Annotated in this window: 15 protein-coding genes, 2 pseudogenes and 1 CRISPR repeat array; of the genes and pseudogenes, 6 read left to right on the top strand and 11 right to left on the bottom strand. The window is 62.7% G+C overall.

Annotated features, from left to right (window positions below):
• Positions 1 to 2: 2 nt before the first annotated feature.
• Entirely contained in the window at positions 3 to 260 is a 258-nt protein-coding gene (locus PVW48_RS18370; protein WP_274582402.1) for a helix-turn-helix domain-containing protein, read from the top strand.
• A 215-nt stretch (positions 261 to 475) separates the two neighbouring features.
• On the opposite strand, the gene PVW48_RS18365 is transcribed toward PVW48_RS18370, so the two are convergent.
• The 11 genes and pseudogenes from PVW48_RS18365 to PVW48_RS18315 form a co-directional block, all read right to left on the bottom strand.
• A complete protein-coding gene (locus PVW48_RS18365) occupies positions 476 to 613 on the bottom strand; it encodes a hypothetical protein (RefSeq protein WP_274582401.1) in 138 nt (45 codons plus the stop codon).
• A gap of 69 nt (positions 614 to 682) precedes the next feature.
• A CRISPR array of direct repeats spans positions 683 to 2495; the repeat unit is 32 nt; unit sequence GTTTCGATCCACGCCCCCGTGTGGGGGGCGAC.
• Positions 2496 to 2660: 165 nt separating this feature from the next.
• Positions 2661 to 2948, bottom strand: coding sequence for a CRISPR-associated endonuclease Cas2 (gene cas2 / locus PVW48_RS18360; RefSeq protein WP_274582400.1), 288 nt, complete (start codon positions 2946 to 2948; stop codon positions 2661 to 2663).
• Positions 2949 to 3977 (bottom strand): type I-C CRISPR-associated endonuclease Cas1c, encoded by a 1029-nt coding sequence (gene cas1c, locus PVW48_RS18355; RefSeq protein WP_274582399.1) that lies wholly within the window; start codon positions 3975 to 3977, stop codon positions 2949 to 2951. It abuts the gene before it with no gap.
• Positions 3974 to 4591 (bottom strand): CRISPR-associated protein Cas4, encoded by a 618-nt coding sequence (gene cas4, locus PVW48_RS18350; RefSeq protein ID WP_274582398.1) that lies wholly within the window; start codon positions 4589 to 4591, stop codon positions 3974 to 3976. Before cas4 ends, cas1c begins: the two co-directional genes overlap by 4 nt.
• Positions 4588 to 5541: a type I-C CRISPR-associated protein Cas7/Csd2 gene (cas7c, locus tag PVW48_RS18345; RefSeq protein WP_274582397.1), complete on the bottom strand. Its 954-nt coding sequence runs from the start codon at positions 5539 to 5541 to the stop codon at positions 4588 to 4590. The genes cas4 and cas7c overlap by 4 nt, the downstream gene beginning before the upstream one ends.
• Positions 5538 to 7316, bottom strand: coding sequence for a type I-C CRISPR-associated protein Cas8c/Csd1 (cas8c, locus tag PVW48_RS18340; RefSeq protein WP_274582396.1), 1779 nt, complete (start codon positions 7314 to 7316; stop codon positions 5538 to 5540). Before cas8c ends, cas7c begins: the two co-directional genes overlap by 4 nt.
• The gene (gene cas5c / locus PVW48_RS18335) at positions 7313 to 7978 is read right to left on the bottom strand and encodes a type I-C CRISPR-associated protein Cas5c (protein ID WP_274582395.1); all 666 of its coding nucleotides are present in this window, start codon (positions 7976 to 7978) and stop codon (positions 7313 to 7315) included. The genes cas8c and cas5c overlap by 4 nt, the downstream gene beginning before the upstream one ends.
• Before the next feature lie 109 nt (positions 7979 to 8087).
• Positions 8088 to 10229 carry a CRISPR-associated endonuclease Cas3'' gene (locus PVW48_RS18330; RefSeq protein ID WP_274582394.1) on the bottom strand — a complete coding sequence of 714 codons (2142 nt, stop codon included), beginning with the start codon at positions 10227 to 10229 and terminating at the stop codon, positions 8088 to 8090.
• A gap of 91 nt (positions 10230 to 10320) precedes the next feature.
• Positions 10321 to 11349, bottom strand: a pseudogene (locus tag PVW48_RS18325) (IS30 family transposase).
• Between the two features lie 50 nt (positions 11350 to 11399).
• Entirely contained in the window at positions 11400 to 13505 is a 2106-nt protein-coding gene (locus PVW48_RS18320) for a serine hydrolase (protein ID WP_274582393.1), read from the bottom strand.
• Positions 13506 to 13597: 92 nt separating this feature from the next.
• The gene (locus tag PVW48_RS18315; protein WP_274582392.1) at positions 13598 to 14443 is read right to left on the bottom strand and encodes a CPBP family intramembrane glutamic endopeptidase; all 846 of its coding nucleotides are present in this window, start codon (positions 14441 to 14443) and stop codon (positions 13598 to 13600) included.
• A gap of 627 nt (positions 14444 to 15070) precedes the next feature.
• Between PVW48_RS18315 and PVW48_RS18310 the strand changes: the two genes are divergently transcribed.
• The 5 genes and pseudogenes from PVW48_RS18310 to PVW48_RS18290 all read left to right on the top strand — a co-directional run.
• Positions 15071 to 15664 carry a regulator gene (locus tag PVW48_RS18310; protein ID WP_274582391.1) on the top strand — a complete coding sequence of 198 codons (594 nt, stop codon included), beginning with the start codon at positions 15071 to 15073 and terminating at the stop codon, positions 15662 to 15664.
• On the top strand, positions 15664 to 16323 hold the full coding sequence (locus PVW48_RS18305) for a DUF6927 domain-containing protein (protein WP_274582390.1): 660 nt from the start codon (positions 15664 to 15666) through the stop codon (positions 16321 to 16323). Before PVW48_RS18310 ends, PVW48_RS18305 begins: the two co-directional genes overlap by 1 nt.
• A 107-nt stretch (positions 16324 to 16430) precedes the next feature.
• Positions 16431 to 16673, top strand: coding sequence for a type II toxin-antitoxin system prevent-host-death family antitoxin (locus PVW48_RS18300; RefSeq protein ID WP_274582389.1), 243 nt, complete (start codon positions 16431 to 16433; stop codon positions 16671 to 16673).
• Positions 16663 to 17082, top strand: a complete 420-nt coding sequence (locus PVW48_RS18295) for a hypothetical protein (protein ID WP_274582388.1) — start codon at positions 16663 to 16665, stop codon at positions 17080 to 17082. Before PVW48_RS18300 ends, PVW48_RS18295 begins: the two co-directional genes overlap by 11 nt.
• 414 nt (positions 17083 to 17496) lie before the next feature.
• A pseudogene (locus PVW48_RS18290) lies at positions 17497 to 19043 on the top strand (strawberry notch C-terminal domain-containing protein); the annotation flags it as partial.

Here is a 19043-nt window from a genome sequence, read left to right as displayed (position 1 = left end):
CATTGGCTGGAACTGCTCATTCTCCAGAGTATCGGGAGTTTGTCGCGCTCCTCGTGGCGGCGCGCAAAGATTTCGGATTGTCCCAAGCACAACTTGCAATCCGCTTGGGCAAGCCCCCGTCGTTCGTAGCCAAGTATGAACTGGTTGAGCGGCGCCTTGATGTTCTTGAGTTTGTGATTGTTTGCAAAGCGATAGGGGTCGACCCCGTGTCGGTGTTCAAGGAAGTTGTTCTCAGCTTGCCGGATGGATCGGCTTTATGACTATCGGGATTTTCGGCGGGTTACCGGTATTCGGGCGGGTCTTGGGGGCTTGCATGTCTCAAAAGCAGGTCGCTCCGGCCAGCGAAACCTTCCGATGGACGCGCCTTGGGCGCCACGACGGCAGCGCTACACGGATTTGCACCGGCCCGTGGTTCTGTTGAAAAGGGCCCCATCGCAGCAGCCAGCGCTTTGCTATGAGCGCCGTGGACCACAGCCTACGGCAGATTGCTGTAGACGTGGTGGATGTATCGGTTGGTCAGGTCCGGTGCCGCGGTGCCGTTGGCTGGGACGCGGATGAACTGGCGGAGGAAAACCTCGCCGTCGCGGGTCACGGTGCAGCCAGGGGCGTTCATTTCATCAGAGCCTACGCCCCCGTGTGGGGGGCGACCGATCCGGCCCGGTCCTCTTGGGACGCCTTGGCGGTTTCAATCCACGCCCCCGTGTGGGGGGCGACTTGGATCGGTACGGCAACTGGACCCGGGCGCAGAGTTTCGATCCACGCCCCCGTGTGGGGGGCGACCGATCACCCGCCGCGCTATCACCCGGCACGGTCTGTTTCGATCCACGCCCCCGTGTGGGGGGCGACGGCCCGGGGGAGGGTTACTCACTCCGCAGCCACGTGTTTCGATCCACGCCCCCGTGTGGGGGGCGACAGAGCATCAAGCCGGTCCCGTGGGATCACGGGCCGTTTCGATCCACGCCCCCGTGTGGGGGGCGACGTCACCCACCGGCTGCTGCATACCGAGCGAAAGGGTTTCGATCCACGCCCCCGTGTGGGGGGCGACTCCGCAACAGCGCGGTCACATTGATCAACGCCGAGTTTCGATCCACGCCCCCGTGTGGGGGGCGACTCAAGATTGAGTGCGAAGCGGGCGTGCCGACATGTTTCGATCCACGCCCCCGTGTGGGGGGCGACCCTTCATGCTCGTAGGTCTTGCCGACTTCGTACTGTTTCGATCCACGCCCCCGTGTGGGGGGCGACGCGGCGCAGATGCTTTATGTCCTTGTGCCCGAGGGTTTCGATCCACGCCCCCGTGTGGGGGGCGACATAGATTTTCATCCCGCTCACTCCGCCGCCACGTGTTTCGATCCACGCCCCCGTGTGGGGGGCGACAGGCGGTCAGGGCGGCGATCCGATGCGGGCCTGTGTTTCGATCCACGCCCCCGTGTGGGGGGCGACCCGTAATTCGCCATCCATTCGGCGCGCTGGTGATGTTTCGATCCACGCCCCCGTGTGGGGGGCGACCGGCAATCTCCGCTGCCCATTTAGCCGTAGGAATGTTTCGATCCACGCCCCCGTGTGGGGGGCGACGAGGTCGGGCAGGCTCTTGAGGCCCGCTGCAAAGGTTTCGATCCACGCCCCCGTGTGGGGGGCGACCGGCACTTATACCGTGAACGCTGCGGGTGCTGATGTTTCGATCCACGCCCCCGTGTGGGGGGCGACTCGGACGCCTCCGCCCATGTTGCCCAGAGCGCGGGTTTCGATCCACGCCCCCGTGTGGGGGGCGACAATGTCCTTCGACAACATGGCGGGGGTTGCGGTTGTTTCGATCCACGCCCCCGTGTGGGGGGCGACGTGAAATTCTATGCCGAGTGGCTGCGGCCCTGCCTGTTTCGATCCACGCCCCCGTGTGGGGGGCGACCAACAGCCGGAGGCGCGACCACGTCCAGCGCGGAGTTTCGATCCACGCCCCCGTGTGGGGGGCGACACCCTATTCTGCTCGGGGCGGGCAACATCGTGCTGTTTCGATCCACGCCCCCGTGTGGGGGGCGACGGTTATCTGCTCAAGACTCTCTTCTTCGGAGATTGTTTCGATCCACGCCCCCGTGTGGGGGGCGACCATCCGCAGCATGATCGTGGACCGCACGACGATGGTTTCGATCCACGCCCCCGTGTGGGGGGCGACAGTCGTTAGGCCCGACACCTTCGACATAGTTGATGTTTCGATCCACGCCCCCGTGTGGGGGGCGACGTTCGTGGGGTCGATCCCATGGCGCATCTACGTGTTTCGATCCACGCCCCCGTGTGGGGGGCGACCGTTGCTAGACTTCCCGTGTGCCTGTTGCCCTTGTTTCGATCCACGCCCCCGTGTGGGGGGCGACCCTCCAGCATCCAGCGCTGTGCCAGATCCTCGATGTTTCGATCCACGCCCCCGTGTGGGGGGCGACCGCGCCGCACGCCCCTATCTTTCGGAGCAAGCTGGTTTCGATCCACGCCCCCGTGTGGGGGGCGACGGGGTCTGTGTAACACGCCGAGATGCGAAGTAAAAAACCGCACCCCCAGCGAACCGAAGGATCTGGCAGGACCAGAGGGCCGGGCGTCGGCAGGATTGGTGGCAACCCTTTGATATCGCTGACATGCGAACCTGACCGGACTTGAGCGGGCGCTTGGGGTTCGCATCAGACGATCATCAGGTCGTCCGGGTCCTCCGAGGGTTTTGCGCCGATATGCTCGACCCGCCTGCGCCACTCCCGCCCGAGAAAATAGAACCTGAGGCTGTCGGTCTCGGGATCAATCGCTTCGATCAGACGTGCCCGCATCTTCGCCCAACGCGCCGGATCCACGTCACACTCGAAGACGGAAAATTGGACACGCTGACCGTTATCTTCGCAGATGCGCGCCACGCGGCGCAAGCGCTTCGCGCCGCCCGGGCCGCTCGCGACATCGTATGTCACCAATACCAGCATCTACCAGATCCACGCCGGATACGCGTCCAGGTCGCCGCGCAGGTGGCGGGCGAGCAACTGGGCCTGCACCTGCGGCATGAGCCCGAGCGCCATGCGTTCGTCGAGCCAGGCGTGGCGCAACTCCACGCGTTTGCGATCGTGGTAGGCCTGGAGCACCGATCGCCGCCCCGCTTCGGTCATCAGAACCGCGCCGGTTTCCTGCGTGTCGAAATCGCCCGGGCGAAGCTGCCGGCGGTTGATCAGGGTCAGGGCGACGCGGTCCGCGAGCGGCGCGCGGAACTCCTCCATCGCGTCGAGCGCAAGGGACATCCTCCCGGGCCGGTCGCGGTGCAGGAACCCCATCTGCGGGTCCAGCCCATGGGCTTCGCAGGCGGCGCGGGTGTCGAGGGCGAGCAGCGCATAGAGGAACGACAGCAAGGCGTTCACCGCGTCCCGCGGCGGGCGTCGGTTCCGACCGGCAAAGGCAAACACCGGGTCTTCAACGCGGACCAGGTGGCCGAACACGGACCAGTAGGCGTGCCCGGCCTCCCCTTCCTGCCCGCGCAACGTGTCGAGGTCGGGCGCCGCGAGCGCATGCCGCGCGGCATCGGCAAGCCGTCTTTGCGCGGCGTCAACGGCATCCCCGCCGGGGGTATCAGCATAGTCGCGCAGATGGCGCCGCAGAACGGCGCGCTGGTTGGCGATCTTGGCGGCGACGATGGACCGGGCCACCGGCAGCGCGGGCCCCGGATCGGCGGTTGCCCGGTGTTGGGCCCGCCGGAGCAGCACATTGCCCGATTGCGGCCCCTCGAGTCGCGCCATCAGCTTGCCGGAATAGCCGAGCCAGGCCATCGAGATCCCCGACGCCGCAGCGAAATGCATGACGTCGGGGGAGGCCGAGGTCTCGCCGAACAGCACGATCTGGCCTAGCAGGTGGGCCGGACTTCGTTTGACCACGCGCCCGTCGATCTCGACCGCGATGGTCTCGCCGTCCTTGCGCAGGCGCGCGCCTTCGGTCGCCACATAGAGCGTATTGAGCAGACGCTTCACTCCGGCACCGCCGCGCGGTCCAGCCGCCGCGCCACCCAGTCCGCGGCGCTGCGTTGTGCCAGCGGTCTGCACAGCGCATTGAGCGAGCAGCTCTCGCATCGCCCGGCATCATAGACCGGCGGCGGCAGGGTACCGGAGGCCATCGCGGCGCGCGCCTCCTCCGACACCCGATGCGTCAGCGCGCGCAACGCGCTGTCGAACGCCACGACCTGCCGCCGCCGTCTCGCGCCGTAGAACAGCGCGCCCTCGGGAACGCTCTGCCCCGTCATCTCTTCGAGGCAGAGCGCCTGCGCGCACAGCTGCACCTCGTCGGCGCGATGGGCCTTGGGCCTGCCGCGCTTGTATTCCACCGGGAAGGGCACGCGCCCGCGCATCTCGACCACGTCGGCCATCCCGTGCACACCCAGACGCGCCGACGCCACATGCACCGACCGCAACACCCGGATCCCGTCGCGGCTTTCCGGAATGCCGCCATCGGCCCGTTCGTGCAGGATGCGTCCCTCGGCGGTCAGGCGGTTTTCCTCCCACAGGCGTTCGACATGGATCAGCGCGCATTGCCGTGGGCAGAAGAGCCAGTGTTGCAACGCCGAGAGGGGCAGGCTGTCCGTGCTCACCAGGGCTCGATCAGCGTGACACCCGGCGGCAGATCGGTGTCGTCCACCTCGATCCGGTAGTCGGAAAACGCCCGCGCCGGGGGCCAGTTATGGCTGCGCGCATCGCCCACCGGCACCGCATCGCCGCCATGGACGCGGCTGACCGCGATCCGCTCGAACAGCCGATGAGCCTGAGCGTTGCCGAGATCGCTGTCATGGCGGAACGCGATGAGGCGGCGCGCCGCCATCATGCCCCGCGACGCCGAGCGGTCGAGGTCCAGCATGTCCTGCAAGGCCGTCCAGAACAGCGCAAGATCGGCTTCGGAGAACCCAGTCCGTTGGGCAAGCTTGGCGTTGATGAAACCGTGCACCCGGTAGAGCCCATAAGGCACGATGTTCTTCCGGCCCATGGTGCGTTCCTTGTCGCGGTCCTTCTCGTTGGTGACCGAGGACCGGGTGATCGACACCTCTAGGGGCATGATCGGCTCTTCGGAGCGCGCGAACGAAAGCTGAACCGGCCCGCGGACCTGACCGGCATTGACGCCCGTGGACATGACCGCGCCAAAGGTGCGGATGTCCCAGAAATTCGCGCACATCCAGTCTGTCAGCTTCCTTGCGTCCGCATCCGCCTTGGGCAGCTTCGAATAGTCGCCCGCCTTCTGCGGCGCGACCTCTGTCGCTGTCCATGCCTCCTGATGCGCTTCGTTCAGGACCGCGCGTTCGGTGAAATAAATCCGGTGGGGGGCTGCATTGCCATGGGCGGCGGCCACGTAATTGCGCAGCTTGCGCTTGATCGAGACATCGGACATCAGTCCCTGGTTCGTCTCCGGGTCCATCCGGGGCATGTTGCCCGAGTCGGGATCGCCGTTGGGGTTGCCGTTCTCCACGTCGAGGAACAACACGAAGTCATACCTGTTGGCCAACCCGACGCTCTGTGTGCCCTCCGGGTTGAGTTGCGCTTGCTCGCTCATACGTTTTCTTCCTCTGTATCCGTGTCGTCGATCAGGGGGTCCACGGCATCCTCGGCCTTGGCGTAGAATGCCGAGATCTGGTGATAGAAGCCGATGAAGAACCGGCCCTGCGCCTCCAGCGGCAGGGTCGCGGGCATCTCGCCCTCCAGCCTGTCGATGATGGCGGCGACCGCGCGGTCGGCCTTCACGCCGGCCCCGGCCTTTAGTCCGCCAGCCTTGCGTAAGGACGCGAGGTTATGCTCGTAGCCCCGCATCAGCACGGGAAACACCCGCGCCGGCGTGGCCGAGGCCGCGCCCATGTATTTCTGCCGCAGACCCGCCCCGCGGTCTTGATAGCTCTTTTCGGCATAGACATAGGCTCCGAAAAGCCGCCCCAGAAGATACGCGACATCACGCGCGTTTTCGTCCAGCGCCATGGGCACCTCCTGTTTGAAATTGCGCCGCAGCAACGCGGCGATCGTTGCGGCGCGGCGGCCGTCCACATTGCCATGCCGGGCACGGTCGGGCTCTTCCTCCACGCGTATCCGGCCCATCACGGCGGCAAGCCACGTGGCCGGATACCGCCCGCCGGTCAGGATGGAGCGCATCAGATCACCGCCCAGTCCAGCGGGAATGTTGCCTGCATCGCGCTGCGGCGCCACGTCATAAAGCAACGCCCAGGGCTTGGGCGCCACCTCCATGCCGCCCTTGACGAAGGGCGACGGCGTTATGGCCATGTCGTCCCAGAACCGCGTCACCGCGCGTGCGAACTCCCCCAGGGTGCCGGGATGCCAATACCGCACCGCCAGCCGCGCGGCATTGGGCGCAAGTCCCAGCACGAAGAGCCGCGCATCCGGATCAAGCTCGTTGTCCTTGCGCGCTGAACCCGTCGCCACCGCTGCTACGCGCGCGCGCAACTCGCGCTCCACCGCACCTTCGTCGGTGCCCGAGATCATGGCGGCGAAGGTCCACTCCGCCTCTGGCTGGTCGGCCCAGAACGCAACGGTGTCGCCACCAATACGGATCGTGTTCCCCGATCCCTTCGCCAGCAGCGCATTCAGCGCCGTGCCATAGGCGAATGCTGCCGCCTCCGAGACAGGTGCGTTGTCGCCCTGTTTCTTGCCATGGGACGTCTCCGCATCGTTATTGAAAGACACAAGCGAGGCTCCGGAAGATTGCGCGCCCATCACCCCTTTGATCGACGGGTGGAGCCGCGCCGTTGGCCCCTCTCGGCCCGAAACAAGACACATCGGCCCCTCCCCGGACGCCCGGACCAGCAAGGCCTGTGCGGCGGGCAGATCATGCAGGAACGGGCCATCCCCAACGCGAAAGACGACATTCTGATCCACCAGTGCTGCGGCATCGGGAAAGTCCGCGATTTGCTCCGGCTGCCACATCTCGCAAAAACCGCGCAAGGCTTTCAGGGACGGATCGTCCGTCTCTTCGAGAAGCTCCAGATGGGACGCCTTGAATGCCTCGTGTTCTGCCAGCGTCCGCTTGCCCTGACCCGGCCCGTCGGATGTTTCGGTCAGGCCAAGCACATAGGCCGTCTTGTCCCAGTACGTGTTAGGTTTGACGCCCGCGGTGCGCTTCACCGCTGCTGTCACCGACATAGCCCGTGGCTGCATCTTGCCTGTCTTGTCCGGCGCCATGAGCGACCGCATTTCCCGGACCGACCCATCCTCTGCCAGCACGATTTCACCGCCGATCTTCTCTGTCGAAAACCCCGGCCTTGGCCAGCCCTTCGATTCCGCCCGCGACTCGTAGAGCGCGACCAGTTCCTGAAGGATCGTCATGTCATGCGTCCTTCGGACAGGCATTTGCCGACGTCGATCACGCCCTCCTCCATGAGCGCGCGGTAAAAGACCGAGGCGCGGTTGGCACCGGGCGCATAGTCGATATCGTGCAGCATCCAGCCCAGATCGCGGCTCTCCGCGATTGCGTCGGGGAACGCCTCGACCAGTTCGAAATCCGCCGGAAATTCGCGCACGCCCAGGCAGGGCTGGTGGAAGCACTGACCTCGGGTAGCCCGGCGGCGGAACATCTCGGCGTGTTTTCCGGGATTGTCCCCGGACCCCGCTTTCGCCGTCATCTCGAAATGCGCCTCGATCCCATAAGCCACATCGGCGAGACACAGCATTGCACGCTGCTGGCGATCCTCGTCCACAGCCAGAGCCAGCCCGCCCAGATCACCTGCCTTCATCGCCGAACGCGCCTTGCCCGCGGGGATCTTCGACGCCACCTCGTTGCGGCGGATCGTTTCGAACCGGATCGGCTGGAGCACGTGGATGCGATCCACAACCCAGCGGATCGCCGGTTTCCAGTGGATCGCCTCAAGGATACCGCGCGCCGCCGATGGGGTGATCACGTCGTAGGACACCCGTTCGACCTTCATCTCGGGCCGCGTGAAACAGGCGTTTCGGCCCCGAACAAGAAGCTTGAAACCGAGGGCGGTCACGCGGAAATCACCATACTGGAGCGCCTTATAATATAGTTTTCCACCAGAAAACCATCGCCGATGACCATAAACCGGTCAACAACTTAAGCGATATGATGCGCTCGACCTCTCAACTAATTCCACCCGGATCGCCTTCCGCGCCCAAGCCTGCCCTCGGATCATACACATCGCTGGTTTGAAGCACCGCAAATTGCTCCTGGAAGCTGTCCGCCGCCCACCAAGCGACATGGCCCTGATCCCACAGCATCTTCCACAACCCCCAGGGCACGTTGACCGCGTGGGGCTGCACCCGTTTGGCAACCGCGCCCGCCGAGCGGAAACGCAAGTCCTCAAGCGCATCCCAAGGGATCCCCCATGGACCGTCGCAGACAATCACTGCGCGCTCACCGCCGGGGATGATGCGGAACGCTGCCTCGATCTGCTCATAGGGGCAATTCATGCCGTTTTTGCGGATCGCGTGCAGGATACCGCCGATACCGCCCACCTCCATCGAATCGAGTGCGTCCGGCCCATAGGCCCCCCACAAACGGCGGAAGTAAGAGGCCACCGCCGCTTCCCCGATCGGATCGACATGCCCCTCGGCCAAAACGGCGCGCCCGATTGCGGCAAATTGCTCGACCGCGGGCGGCGCGGGATGCTCTGAGCGGAACACCTCCACCGCGCCGCACTCGAGACTGCCCTCCCGATTGCACCGCCCCGCAGCCTGGGCGACGGAGTCGATCCCCGCCGCGGCGCGCAGAACCAGTGGGAAATCCACGTCTACACCCGCTTCGATCAGCGAGGTCGAAACCAGCCGCACCGGCTTTCCGTCTTTCAGCCGCGCCCGGACCTCGGCCAGCACGGCCCGGCGATGCGCCGGAACCATAAGCGTCGAAAGATGCGCAGCCCCCGGCACATCGTCGATGGTCTCGAAGAGCCCCCGCGCCTGCATCCGGTTGTCGACGATGCAGAGGGCCTGATTTGCCCCGCGCAGCCGCTCGGCCAGGGTCGTGTCGTCCATCGCGCCCACGTCACGCACCTCGACACGCTTCAGCGCCGCGAAAAGCTGCGCCGGATCCGGCGCGATCTCGCGCGCGGCCTCAAGCGCCTCCTCGGCGGGAAAGCCGCCTAGCTTTGTCAGCGCGGGCTGCGTTGCCGTCGACAGCACGACGGTCGCGCCGTAGCCCTCTAGGAGCTCCCGCAGCGCAGCCAGACAGGGACGTAACAGGGGCAAAGGCATGGTCTGCGCCTCGTCCAGCACGATGACTGACCGCGCAAGGCTGGGCAGCTTGCGGCAGCGTTTCTTGCGCGCGGCGTGCAGGCTCTCGAAAAACTGCACCGCGGTCGTCACGACCACCGGCACGTCCCAGGACGCTCCCATCACGCGGCGCTGCTCCCGCTCGGTCTCATCCTCGCCGTCCCAATCGGCGTTGGAGTGATGCTCCAACACGGCCTCCGGGCCGAGCACCTCGCGGAACACGTCCGCCGTCTGCTCGATAATGGACATGTAGGGGATCACATAGATCAGCCGCCGCAACCCATGCGCCAGCGCATGATCCAGCCCGAACCCGAGGGATGTCAGCGTCTTCCCACCCCCCGTCGGCACGGTCAGGGTGAAGAGGCCCGGAGGCGCTGCGGCCACGCCCCGGGCATGGCCCAGCACACGGCGGCGCAGGTCGTTGACAGGCCCATGGCCCCCCAGCCCGGCCATATGGGCGTCGAAACGGGCCCGCATGTCCGGCGTCACTGTCCGGGGCGGCTGATCCGCACCTCCGGCATAAAACGCCGCCGTCTCGCGGTCATCGGCATCGCACAGCGCGCCGTAGAGCATCCTGATGAGAAACTGTAGCCGGTAGGGAGCTTGCTTCTGACACTGCGTCACGCGCTCGGGCCAACGCCAATCGGGCAATTGACACCAATTCGGCAGCGTTAGTGCCTCCGCAGCGTCGATCCGTGCCTGAAGGCGGTCGGGATCCGGCAAACGCCCATGATGCCCGGCGATCGCCGCGGCAAGCGGGCGCCCCGGACCCTGCCACAGTAGTTTCGCCCCCTCCCCCGAATGGGCGGTGTCGTTCACCTCGCCCGCCAGCTTGGCCTGGAACCCAGATTTCATCTTGCCCAGATCATGCAGCAGACCAAGTGCGGCCGCGATATCCCCGGCCCCAAAAGCTTCGGCCCTCTTGCACGCAGCCTTGGCGACCCGTAACGAATGTGCCTCCAGTGTTTCCCAATCGGATGCCGGAGCATTCTCGACGGAATGGGCGTAGATCATTTGAATTACCACTCATCTTGTTGGGTGTTATTACGAGGTATCGCGGGTCGATGACGCGAATGACCTGTGAGCGATACCTGAACCGCGACTCCTATTCCTTCTGAGGGTAGGGGGATCGGCCCATTTCCTCCATCATCTTTTCGCGGAAGACCTCAGCGGGTGTTTTCCATCCTAGGTACTTTCTGGGTGTCGCGTTGAGGCGGTCGCAGATCATTTTCAATTCATGATCTGAGACCGCCGTGATGTCGCGCTTTCTCGGCAACCATCTTCGGGCGCGGCGATTGGTGTTTTCCACGGTGCCTTTTTGCCAGGGTGAAGACGGATCACAGAACCAGGTCTGGGTTCTGCTCTCAGCCTGAAGGTGGGGCCAGCTGACGAACTAATTGCCGCGGTCAAAGGTGATTGAACGACGCGCGATGTGGGGCAGGTCACGGACGGCTTTCATGATTTTGCCCATCACCGGCTTTGTGCGTTTGTTCGGGTTCTTGAGCAGAACTGTGAACCGGCTGACACGTTCAACCAGCGATGTGACGTTCGATTGTCCAAAACGTTGTTTGAACAAGACAAGATCAGCCTCCCAATGTCCGAACTGGCGGCGGTGTGCGACATCATCCGGACGGAACAGGATGCTGACATCACGGTCAAACTTGGGCTTCTGGCGCTTTCTGGCGCGGCGCGGCCTGCGCGCTTTGCGATGCTCGGGCAGATACCACCAGAGCTCCTGCGCCATACCTTCCTTGGAATAAATATAGCGATAGATCGTTTCCTGACAGACGCGCAGTTTCGCTCCCTCATAGATCATCCGGTTGCCGATCTGCTCGGGCGTCCAGCCTTGTTTGATCCGCTGCACAACCGTTTTACACAGCTCAGGATGTCGGATCAGCTTGCGTTGCACAGATCTTCGCTTGTCCGTCTGCAGTTGAGCCGCGTGGCCGAAGTAACCGGCATACTTCTTCGGGAAGGCATCATCCGCCCAGAAGTTACGTTTGATCTCGCGAAAGATCGTCGATTTGTGACGCTTCAAGACACGCGCCATCTCTCTGACGGGCACGTTTGCATGCCACCAGCTCTCGATCTTACGGCGTTCTTGTAGCGATAGTTGCGTGTAAACGGCTCCCATGCCATGATCTCCTACTAGATAACTCATTGTTTTCTAATAGGAGTCGCACTTCAGGGTAGCGCGCTCCCCGCGTGCGCCATAGCGAAAGTGCGCCGATCCAGTGCGATGCTGTCTTCGGCCAAAGCGCGCACTTCATTGGTCATGGCTTCCATGCGGAAATCGGGCTCGCCCCACGCGTCGCGGACAGCGGAGGGGATCATCCGCATTTGCGGGGTATCGTCATCAGGCCAGTTTCCAAGGTAGAAGTTGGCTACCACAAGGGTTGGGCTCACATGCAAATCGGCCTCGGCCATGTCGCGAAGAATCCCCGCACAGAGATCGGCATCCCAGCTATCGAGAATGATGGCGTTGCGCGCGGCCATGACCTCAAACACGGCGGCTTGGTCGCCACCCTCGGCGATGACGCGGCGCAAATCGTCCAGCATGCGCTGCTCTTCTGTCGAACAGGCCATCGGGATGCGCCCGAAATGCTCCATGCCCGATTGACCTGCGTCGATTGCAGCCTCAAGGCTGACGCGTTCCGGGATGTGCCCGATGAGTGGCAGTCCCGCATCTGCTGCGGCGTCAGCCAGCGTCGCGTAAGTCGCCTGATCAAGCATGGAGTATGACTTCACCGCAGCCCAACCTTCGCTTTCGATCTGGCCCACGACAGTGCGCGCGTCGTCTGGTGTGTCCGCAAGAAATATACCCGGCCAAGATCCAGGGCTTGCATCAACCCAGGCGCCCGCCAGAATGAGGCGCGGTCCAAGCATGTCGCCGGTCTCGATCTGGCGTTGCATGGCCTGTTGATCCGCTATGGGCCAAAGGGCTCCCATATCGCGAATGCCCGTGATGCCGTTAATGAGATAGAGCGGCAACGCCGTCTCCGGCTCTGTGGCCGAGGAGAAGATATGGACATGGCTGTCCCAAAGTCCGGGGATCAGATAGCGCCCGCCGCCATCGACCTGCACCGCTTCCGGCGCCGTGATTTCGGTTCCGATTTCCGCAATCGTGCCGTCGCGGATCAGAACTGATTGACCCTGCGTGATGTCGCCGGACGCGATATCGATGATTTGTACATCTCGAAGCAGTGTCTCTTCGCGAGCACTCGACTGCGCAATTTCAATCGCGAGATCGGCAAGCGCGGCCTCCAAGGCGGGGACAAGGTCGGTGCTGTCGTCTGCGATACCGACATCCGTATTGATCTGAAACGCGATCGTGACGCCGTGATCAGCATAGTGGCGCAGGCTTGAGACGTAGCCGGGTATCCAACCACCATGACCATAGACCGGCCCGCGCGCCGTCTCGTTGTAGATGGCAATGCCTGCGCCATACTGAATGTCCGGTGCGTCGGGCGACACCGGAATGTTATCGAGCAAGCGGTCCAGATAAGGGGCTTCCATCGCGTCGCCGTTAAACAGCTTGTGGCCCCACATGGCCAAATCATGTGCGGTCGAAACCAGTCCGCCGCCCGTCCATTCCATCGCCGGGTCCCAGACCAGATTGCCTGCGTCATCCATCGTGCGGGCAGGCAAACCAAAAGGGTTGTCCTCGGCAACATAACCAACGGCTAAACCCGGAATGGAAGGGGTGTTCGATGGGGCTGTTGCAGTCAGACTGAGCGGCGCAAGGAACCGGTCTGAGACGAGATCGTAGTAGGGCCTTCCGCTCGCTTCTTCGATGACAAGGCCGAGGAGGAGATAACCCGTATCGGTGTAGGCCCAACCAGACCCGGCATCAAAGAGCGTTTCAGCACTCAGGACAAAGGCGATGGCCTCTTCAGGCGTGAGCGCAGCCGTACCGCTCGACATGCGTGTGGCCATCTCTGCTTGGAAAGTCTCAAGGTGGACGTGATCGGGCAAACCCGCACCGTGCCGAAGCAGATCGCCAAAAGTCATCGTGTCGGAGTTCGGTAAACGAGCAAACCAATCGCGATCCGCGAGATAATCGGAAACAAGGCCGGCGCGGGACAGCGCGCCCTCATCTTCGAGCGACAAGGCGGTCATCGCGACGAAAGTCTTGCCGATACTTGCCGCAAGCATGCGGGTTTCAGGCGTCATCAAGGCACCCGACTCCTGATCCGCGAGGCCAGAAGCGACGCTGATGACCCGCCCATCGGGCATCGCAACAGAAGCCGTTGCTCCAGGGAAGCCGTATTCGCTTTGGAAGCTGTCCAACAAAGCCTGCAGCCTATCACGCGGAGTGTCTGCGCTCGCGGGACCAGTTAGCGCGAAACAAATGGTCAAAGCCAAACGTACGATAGAATGCATCATGTCCGTGCCTCACCAGGGATGACTTCAGTTGCAGCGCCCTCACGGGAGAACATCATGTCCCGTTTCCACCACACGACAATGGCCGCCACACCGACCAACAACCATGTGTCCCAAGGCTGCGCATCGGGCCAGAACGGGTTGATCAGCTGCCAGTGAAAGAGCATCGGGAGCAGAAGGCTGCCCCGGGTCGCATTGAAAATCGGTGTCACCAGAATGGCGATTGTGATGTTGCCGATGAAGAATGGCAGGAAGCTCCACTCCGCGAAAACGACACCGGCCAGGTAGAATGCGGGCAAGTGCCACACACCCCAAATCGCGCCGATCAGTGCACCGGCCCAGATCGGCGCGAGGTACCTTTGTAAAAGGGGCTGAGCGACACCGCGCCAGCCGAACTCTTCAACCGGCCCCAGAAAAAGCATCATGAACATAAGCGAGATCATCGCACCCACGCCTTCCGGCGGAACTGGCGCTAGGAACGGCCCGCCTTTGATGAGTGAACCCGCCATGAAGACCACCGGGATCACGATCAGAATGAACGCGCACCAAGGTGCCGGGCAGCGCCACATGAGTAGTCTTGAGAGAAATCCGCGCAAGCCGGTAAAGCCGCCATAGATGAGAACGACCGTGAAGGCAGCGATGGCAGGCGCCCAAGTGGCGAGGAAGAAAAAGGGATGCGCGCCGCTTATCTCGCCGAAACGAGCGGTCATCGCTTCGGGCCAAAATATGTAACTCCCGATGACACCCCATGTGATGAGGAACGTCAGCCCAAAGAACAGGAGTAGTACAAGGATTGAAGGTCTTTTGGTTGAGTATTCCGTCGCAACAGTCATCAGAACCACCATGAATGACACTGTGAACGCGAGTGGGACTCTACCACAAACGGGGCTATGCGACGCTGATCGGTGTCAAACTTGACCAGGCATGGCCCTTGAAACTGCCCTAGGTACCTCGCTTTCGATCAACGAAACAAGCGGAGGCACTCAGCTTACAAGCGTCTTCCCTTGGATTGGACCGGGCTGGATGCCCTGCCGCAGATTGACCCAATTCGATAGCGACAAATCTCGGGATTATCGTCAGCGGCCAAATTTCCGACAGCCTATTGGCACCGTTCCGGTATTTCGGAACACTCTTGTGGCTTCGGCAGTAAATCTGACGACACACAGGAACTGGGGACCGCAGCGCCGATCCAGTGGTGCGAATTCATCCACAAAAGTGAAAGTTGTCTTCCTGTTGTGGGACTGACGGAAGAGCCCTTTGCCACTCTGACGGATGCGCAGCGCGCGGCTGTGGCCGCCTGGTGCCCGCCTATGATGCAGACCGCTGGAGCCGTCTATGATGAGGCGGCGCCGATTGCGGAAACACCGGATTCTGATGGCGAGGTCGCGCAAGCAGCCTGAGTCCTCATGCAACCCGCGCGAGGCATTCCCCGCGCGGGTCGACCCTTCCAAACCGAATAGAAAGACATCTCCATGGCTATTCCCAAGTTCTCTGCTTCCGCTGTCGCGGCGCAAATCGCCCATGCGCGCGCCTGCAAAACCTTCCTGCCCAACTGGAACGGACCGGTGGACAGGCCCGCCCTGATCCTCATTGTCGGCAATGGCGTGCATCTGCGCTCGAATGGCATCGATGGCACGACCACCCGCATCGTGACCACCGAGCAGGCCGATCCGTCCTTCGCCTTCGTCGACGGCATGAACCCGTTTCGGGACACCGACTGGATGGCGCAGCGCCAAATGGCGTTTCGCGATCTGACCGGCCAGTTCTATACCGTCATCCTGGATGACGTGCAGGTGCTCATCGACCGGGGGCAGGGGGCGATCCGGCTCGCCACCGATGGTCACAGCATCCGCGTCTTCGTATGCCGGGCCTCGGATTATCTCATCGGCGGAACCTACGAGGTGCCCTCGGGGCTTGGTGGCACCTTCCGGGTCATCCTCAAGGATGCCTGCGACACCTTCGCGATCGTTCAGAACTGTGGCAATTGCGAGGATTTCGACAAAATGTTGCCCTATCGCGTGCCGCTCGATGCGCTGATGGAAATCGATGACCGGAGGGCGGCGTGATGGGTTGGCTCTTCTATACCGATCGCCGCGTCCAGACTTACGCCGATGAGAAGGCCGAAATCACCCGGCTATGCACGTTCGACAGTGACGTCCGCCGCACCGAACTCCTCAAAGCCTGCAAGGTCGGTTCGACTTGGTATGCAGCGGTCAAGGTCACCAACCTCGACGGAACACTGGTCGAAGACCGCACCTACACACCAGACAAGGATGGCTCGATCACCTTCGCGGCGGTGTTTCTCACGCGTTACGACGATGGTTGCTGGGGCTACAAGGACATGGAAGAAAGCGCAGGCCCGGTAGAATCCCGGGCACCGCTGAGCATTCTGAACCTGCTGTCCGATATCAAGGATCCCGACAGCTACGCTCATGCCTGGCGGCAACGTTGCCGCGATTGGGCCGCCATCCCGGACTACGAGGAGGGCGACAAGATCCGGCTCGCAAAACCCGTGACACTGACCGATGGCAGCACCTGCCAGATCGTGACGGCCACGCATTATCGTCGCGGTCGCCAGAAGCGGCGCTGCTATCGCATCAAGGAAACCGGCGGTCTCGTCCGGCTGTCAAAGGCCTCGCTCGCGGGGTCGACCCTGCTGAGTACGAGTAAGGCGGAGGCGGGCCCCGTACTCGCAGAGTTCTTCGCGGGGCAGGGTAGGGGGTGAAGCGCACAAAAAAGAGGATATCACCGTTCGGATGCGTAACCCCACTTGCAAAATACACAGAAAAGGCGTATATTCTGTATAATTCAGGAGTTCTCTAGAGGATCGATATGAAACAGTTCCCTGCTGGCGACTTGACCCGCAACACCGGCGATCTTTTCGAGGCCGCCACTGTCGCGCCGGTCGCCATCACGAAACACCGCAAACCGCGCTTCGTCGTTATGTCGATGGAGCGTTTTGAGGCGCTAACCGCCGAGCGCGGATCGCAGGTTGCGCTCGATGTCGCGGATATGCCGGACGACTTGGGCGATCTTCTGGACAAGGGGATTGAGGATCACTTCCGTGACCGCTGACGTTCCTGTCGCGGGGCAGGTCTTCGACTATCATTATCTCTGGAAATGGCAGGCCGATCGCGGCGAAACGGAAGGCCGCAAGAAAAGACCGAGTTGCGTCGTCATCGTTGTCACCAACGCTGCCGGTCAGCATGTCCTCTTCATCGCTCCGATCACGAGCAAGTCTCCGGACAAAAACCGGTCTGCGCTTCCAATCCCGGAAACCGAGGCGCGTCGGGCCAAACTGGCAACCGATGTCAGGCTTTGGGTCATCCTGGATGAATTGAACGCCGATGTCTTGGAGCAATCCTATACCTTCGAGGAACGGTCGCCGCGCGGCGCGCTCAGCCCGGCTTTCACCGATGCCATTCTCCGCGAGGTGCAGCGCCTCCGAGCCGCCGGAAAGCTTCGTTTGTCGTCCCGGAGTTGAGCCGACTGTAATCCAACCATCGCTTCGTCTCGAGCCGATTTGGGTTGCAACACCGTCACCCGAACTCACAGAACCTCCTGCTTGTAAGAGCCTCCTGAAAGTCAGAGGGGGCTGTTTGTCTTTTGGCATCCGAAATCTGATCCAAAGGACCCTCACGATGGCAAAGCCGCAACTCAAATCCCAGACCATCTTACCAATCAGCAAAGACCTTCGCGCCGCCCTCGCCAACATCGGCGCGACGATCCGGCAAGACCCGCTGAAGAGCTCGACGCTTGCGCGGATCATGCGCGACACTTTCGGCGGCAGCGATGCGAGCGGTGTCTGGGATTGGCGCATGGCCTACGACATGATGCAGGCGGCCGCAGCGACAGAGGTTATTCGCGACCAAGGCACCAACGCCACGACTTTGGCGGCCATGCCATGCAGAACGCTGCCGGATCGGAAGCGGGGCGAGGCGCGAAACCATCCCAACAAGGCCTTGCCGGCCTGCGTCTCCAACTCGCAGCACCGCGGGCACGCGTCTTCTACATCTCAGCGACCGGGGCCACGAGCGTGCACAACCTGGCCTATGCTTCGCGCCTCGGTCTTTGGGGGCAGGGTCCCGAGTATCCGTTCCCGAGCCGGGAGAGCTTCGTCTCCGCCATGGAAGCCGGCGGTGTCGCGGCCATGGAGGTTGTCGCGCGGGATCTCAAGACACTTGGGCTCTACACCGCCCGTGCGCTCAGCTTCGATGGGGTGGAATACGATGTGCTCGAACATGCGCTGACACCGGCACAGATCGAGATCTACGATGCGTATGCAGGTGCCTTCCGCACGATCCATCAGAACCTCGAAACCGCTCTGACCGCAACCGGCGTGAACGATGCGTCGGGTGAGACGAACGCATCTGCGGCCAAGGCCTCAGCCAAGTCGCGGTTCGAAAGCACAAAACAACGCTTCTTCAATCACCTTCTAATGGGGATGAAAGCACCAAGCGTGATCGACGCGATGCGCAGAGATCGCGAAGCCGGCTATGCCTGCGTCATCCAAGTGGTCTCGACCGGCGAAAGCCTTCTGAAGCGTCGCCTTGAGGCAATGAACCCTGAAGACGAGCTGGTTGAAGGCGCGTTGACACCGCGGGACTATGTGCTGAGCTATCTCGAGCAGGCCTTCCCGATTCACGCGCAGAAGCTTGTCGAGATCGACGGCAACATCGTAGCCGAGCCTCTGCGTGATGCGAACGGACAACTGGTAATCTCGCGCGAGGCTTTGCAGCTGCGCGAGGAGGCGATGGTCGAGATGATGTCCCTCGCACCGATCCCATCCGCGCTTGATCAGATCATCTGGGCCTTTGGTGACGAGGCGGCGGCCGAGGTCACGGGTAGTTCGATCCGGCCGCTCAAATCCTCCGACGGTGCGCTCTACATCGAAAAGCGTGCTGCAAGCGGCAATTCATCCGAGACCGCCGCATTCATGGATGGCGAAAAAGACATCCTTATCTTCTCCGATGCCGGTGGGACGGGACGCTCCTACCATGCGGCCCAAACGGCGAAGAACCAGAAGCGGCGGCGGCACTATCTGCTCGAGCCCGGCTGGCGCGCTGACGCCGCGATCCAGGGGCTCGGGCGAACACATCGGTCCGCACAGGTGTCGGCCCCATTTTTCCGGGTCTGCACCTCGGATGTACATGGCGAGAAGCGCTTCACCTCCATGATCGCCCGGCGGCTCGATCAGCTCGGGGCGCTCACCAAAGGGCAGCGCGAGACAGGTGCCCAAGGCATGTTCCGCGCGGAAGACAATCTCGAAAGCCCGATCGCGCAGGCCGCGCTCCGCGGCTACCCAGACTTGATCCGGGGCAGAGGCTTGAAATTGCTGCTCCAGCTTGTTCTCAGCCACGATGGCCGGCGTGCCGCCATAGCGGACCGGACGGCATTTGTAGCCCACCTGAGCAGCGATCCCATTCAGCGACGCCAACCGGGCAA

Origin of the sequence: Dinoroseobacter sp. PD6 (assembly GCF_028807315.1) — a bacterium.
GTDB classification, from domain to species: Bacteria; Pseudomonadota; Alphaproteobacteria; order Rhodobacterales; family Rhodobacteraceae; genus Dinoroseobacter; species Dinoroseobacter shibae.
The sequence above is the reverse complement of the archived record's forward strand: the minus strand, read 5'-3'. Positions and strand labels throughout refer to the sequence as shown.

Bases quoted from the DNA above. Each gene is read 5' to 3' on its own strand.
- PVW48_RS18300 (WP_274582389.1), top strand. From the start codon at position 16,431: ATGAAACAGTTCCCTGCTGGCGACTTGACCCGCAACACCGGCGATCTT.
- cas8c (WP_274582396.1), bottom strand. From the start codon at position 7,316: ATGACGATCCTTCAGGAACTGGTCGCGCTCTACGAGTCGCGGGCGGAA.
- PVW48_RS18305 (WP_274582390.1), top strand. From the start codon at position 15,664: ATGGGTTGGCTCTTCTATACCGATCGCCGCGTCCAGACTTACGCCGAT.
- PVW48_RS18310 (WP_274582391.1), top strand. From the start codon at position 15,071: ATGGCTATTCCCAAGTTCTCTGCTTCCGCTGTCGCGGCGCAAATCGCC.
- cas7c (WP_274582397.1), bottom strand. From the start codon at position 5,541: ATGAGCGAGCAAGCGCAACTCAACCCGGAGGGCACACAGAGCGTCGGG.
- cas2 (WP_274582400.1), bottom strand. From the start codon at position 2,948: ATGCTGGTATTGGTGACATACGATGTCGCGAGCGGCCCGGGCGGCGCG.
- PVW48_RS18330 (WP_274582394.1), bottom strand. From the start codon at position 10,229: ATGATCTACGCCCATTCCGTCGAGAATGCTCCGGCATCCGATTGGGAA.
- PVW48_RS18365 (WP_274582401.1), bottom strand. From the start codon at position 613: ATGAACGCCCCTGGCTGCACCGTGACCCGCGACGGCGAGGTTTTCCTC.
- PVW48_RS18315 (WP_274582392.1), bottom strand. From the start codon at position 14,443: ATGGTGGTTCTGATGACTGTTGCGACGGAATACTCAACCAAAAGACCT.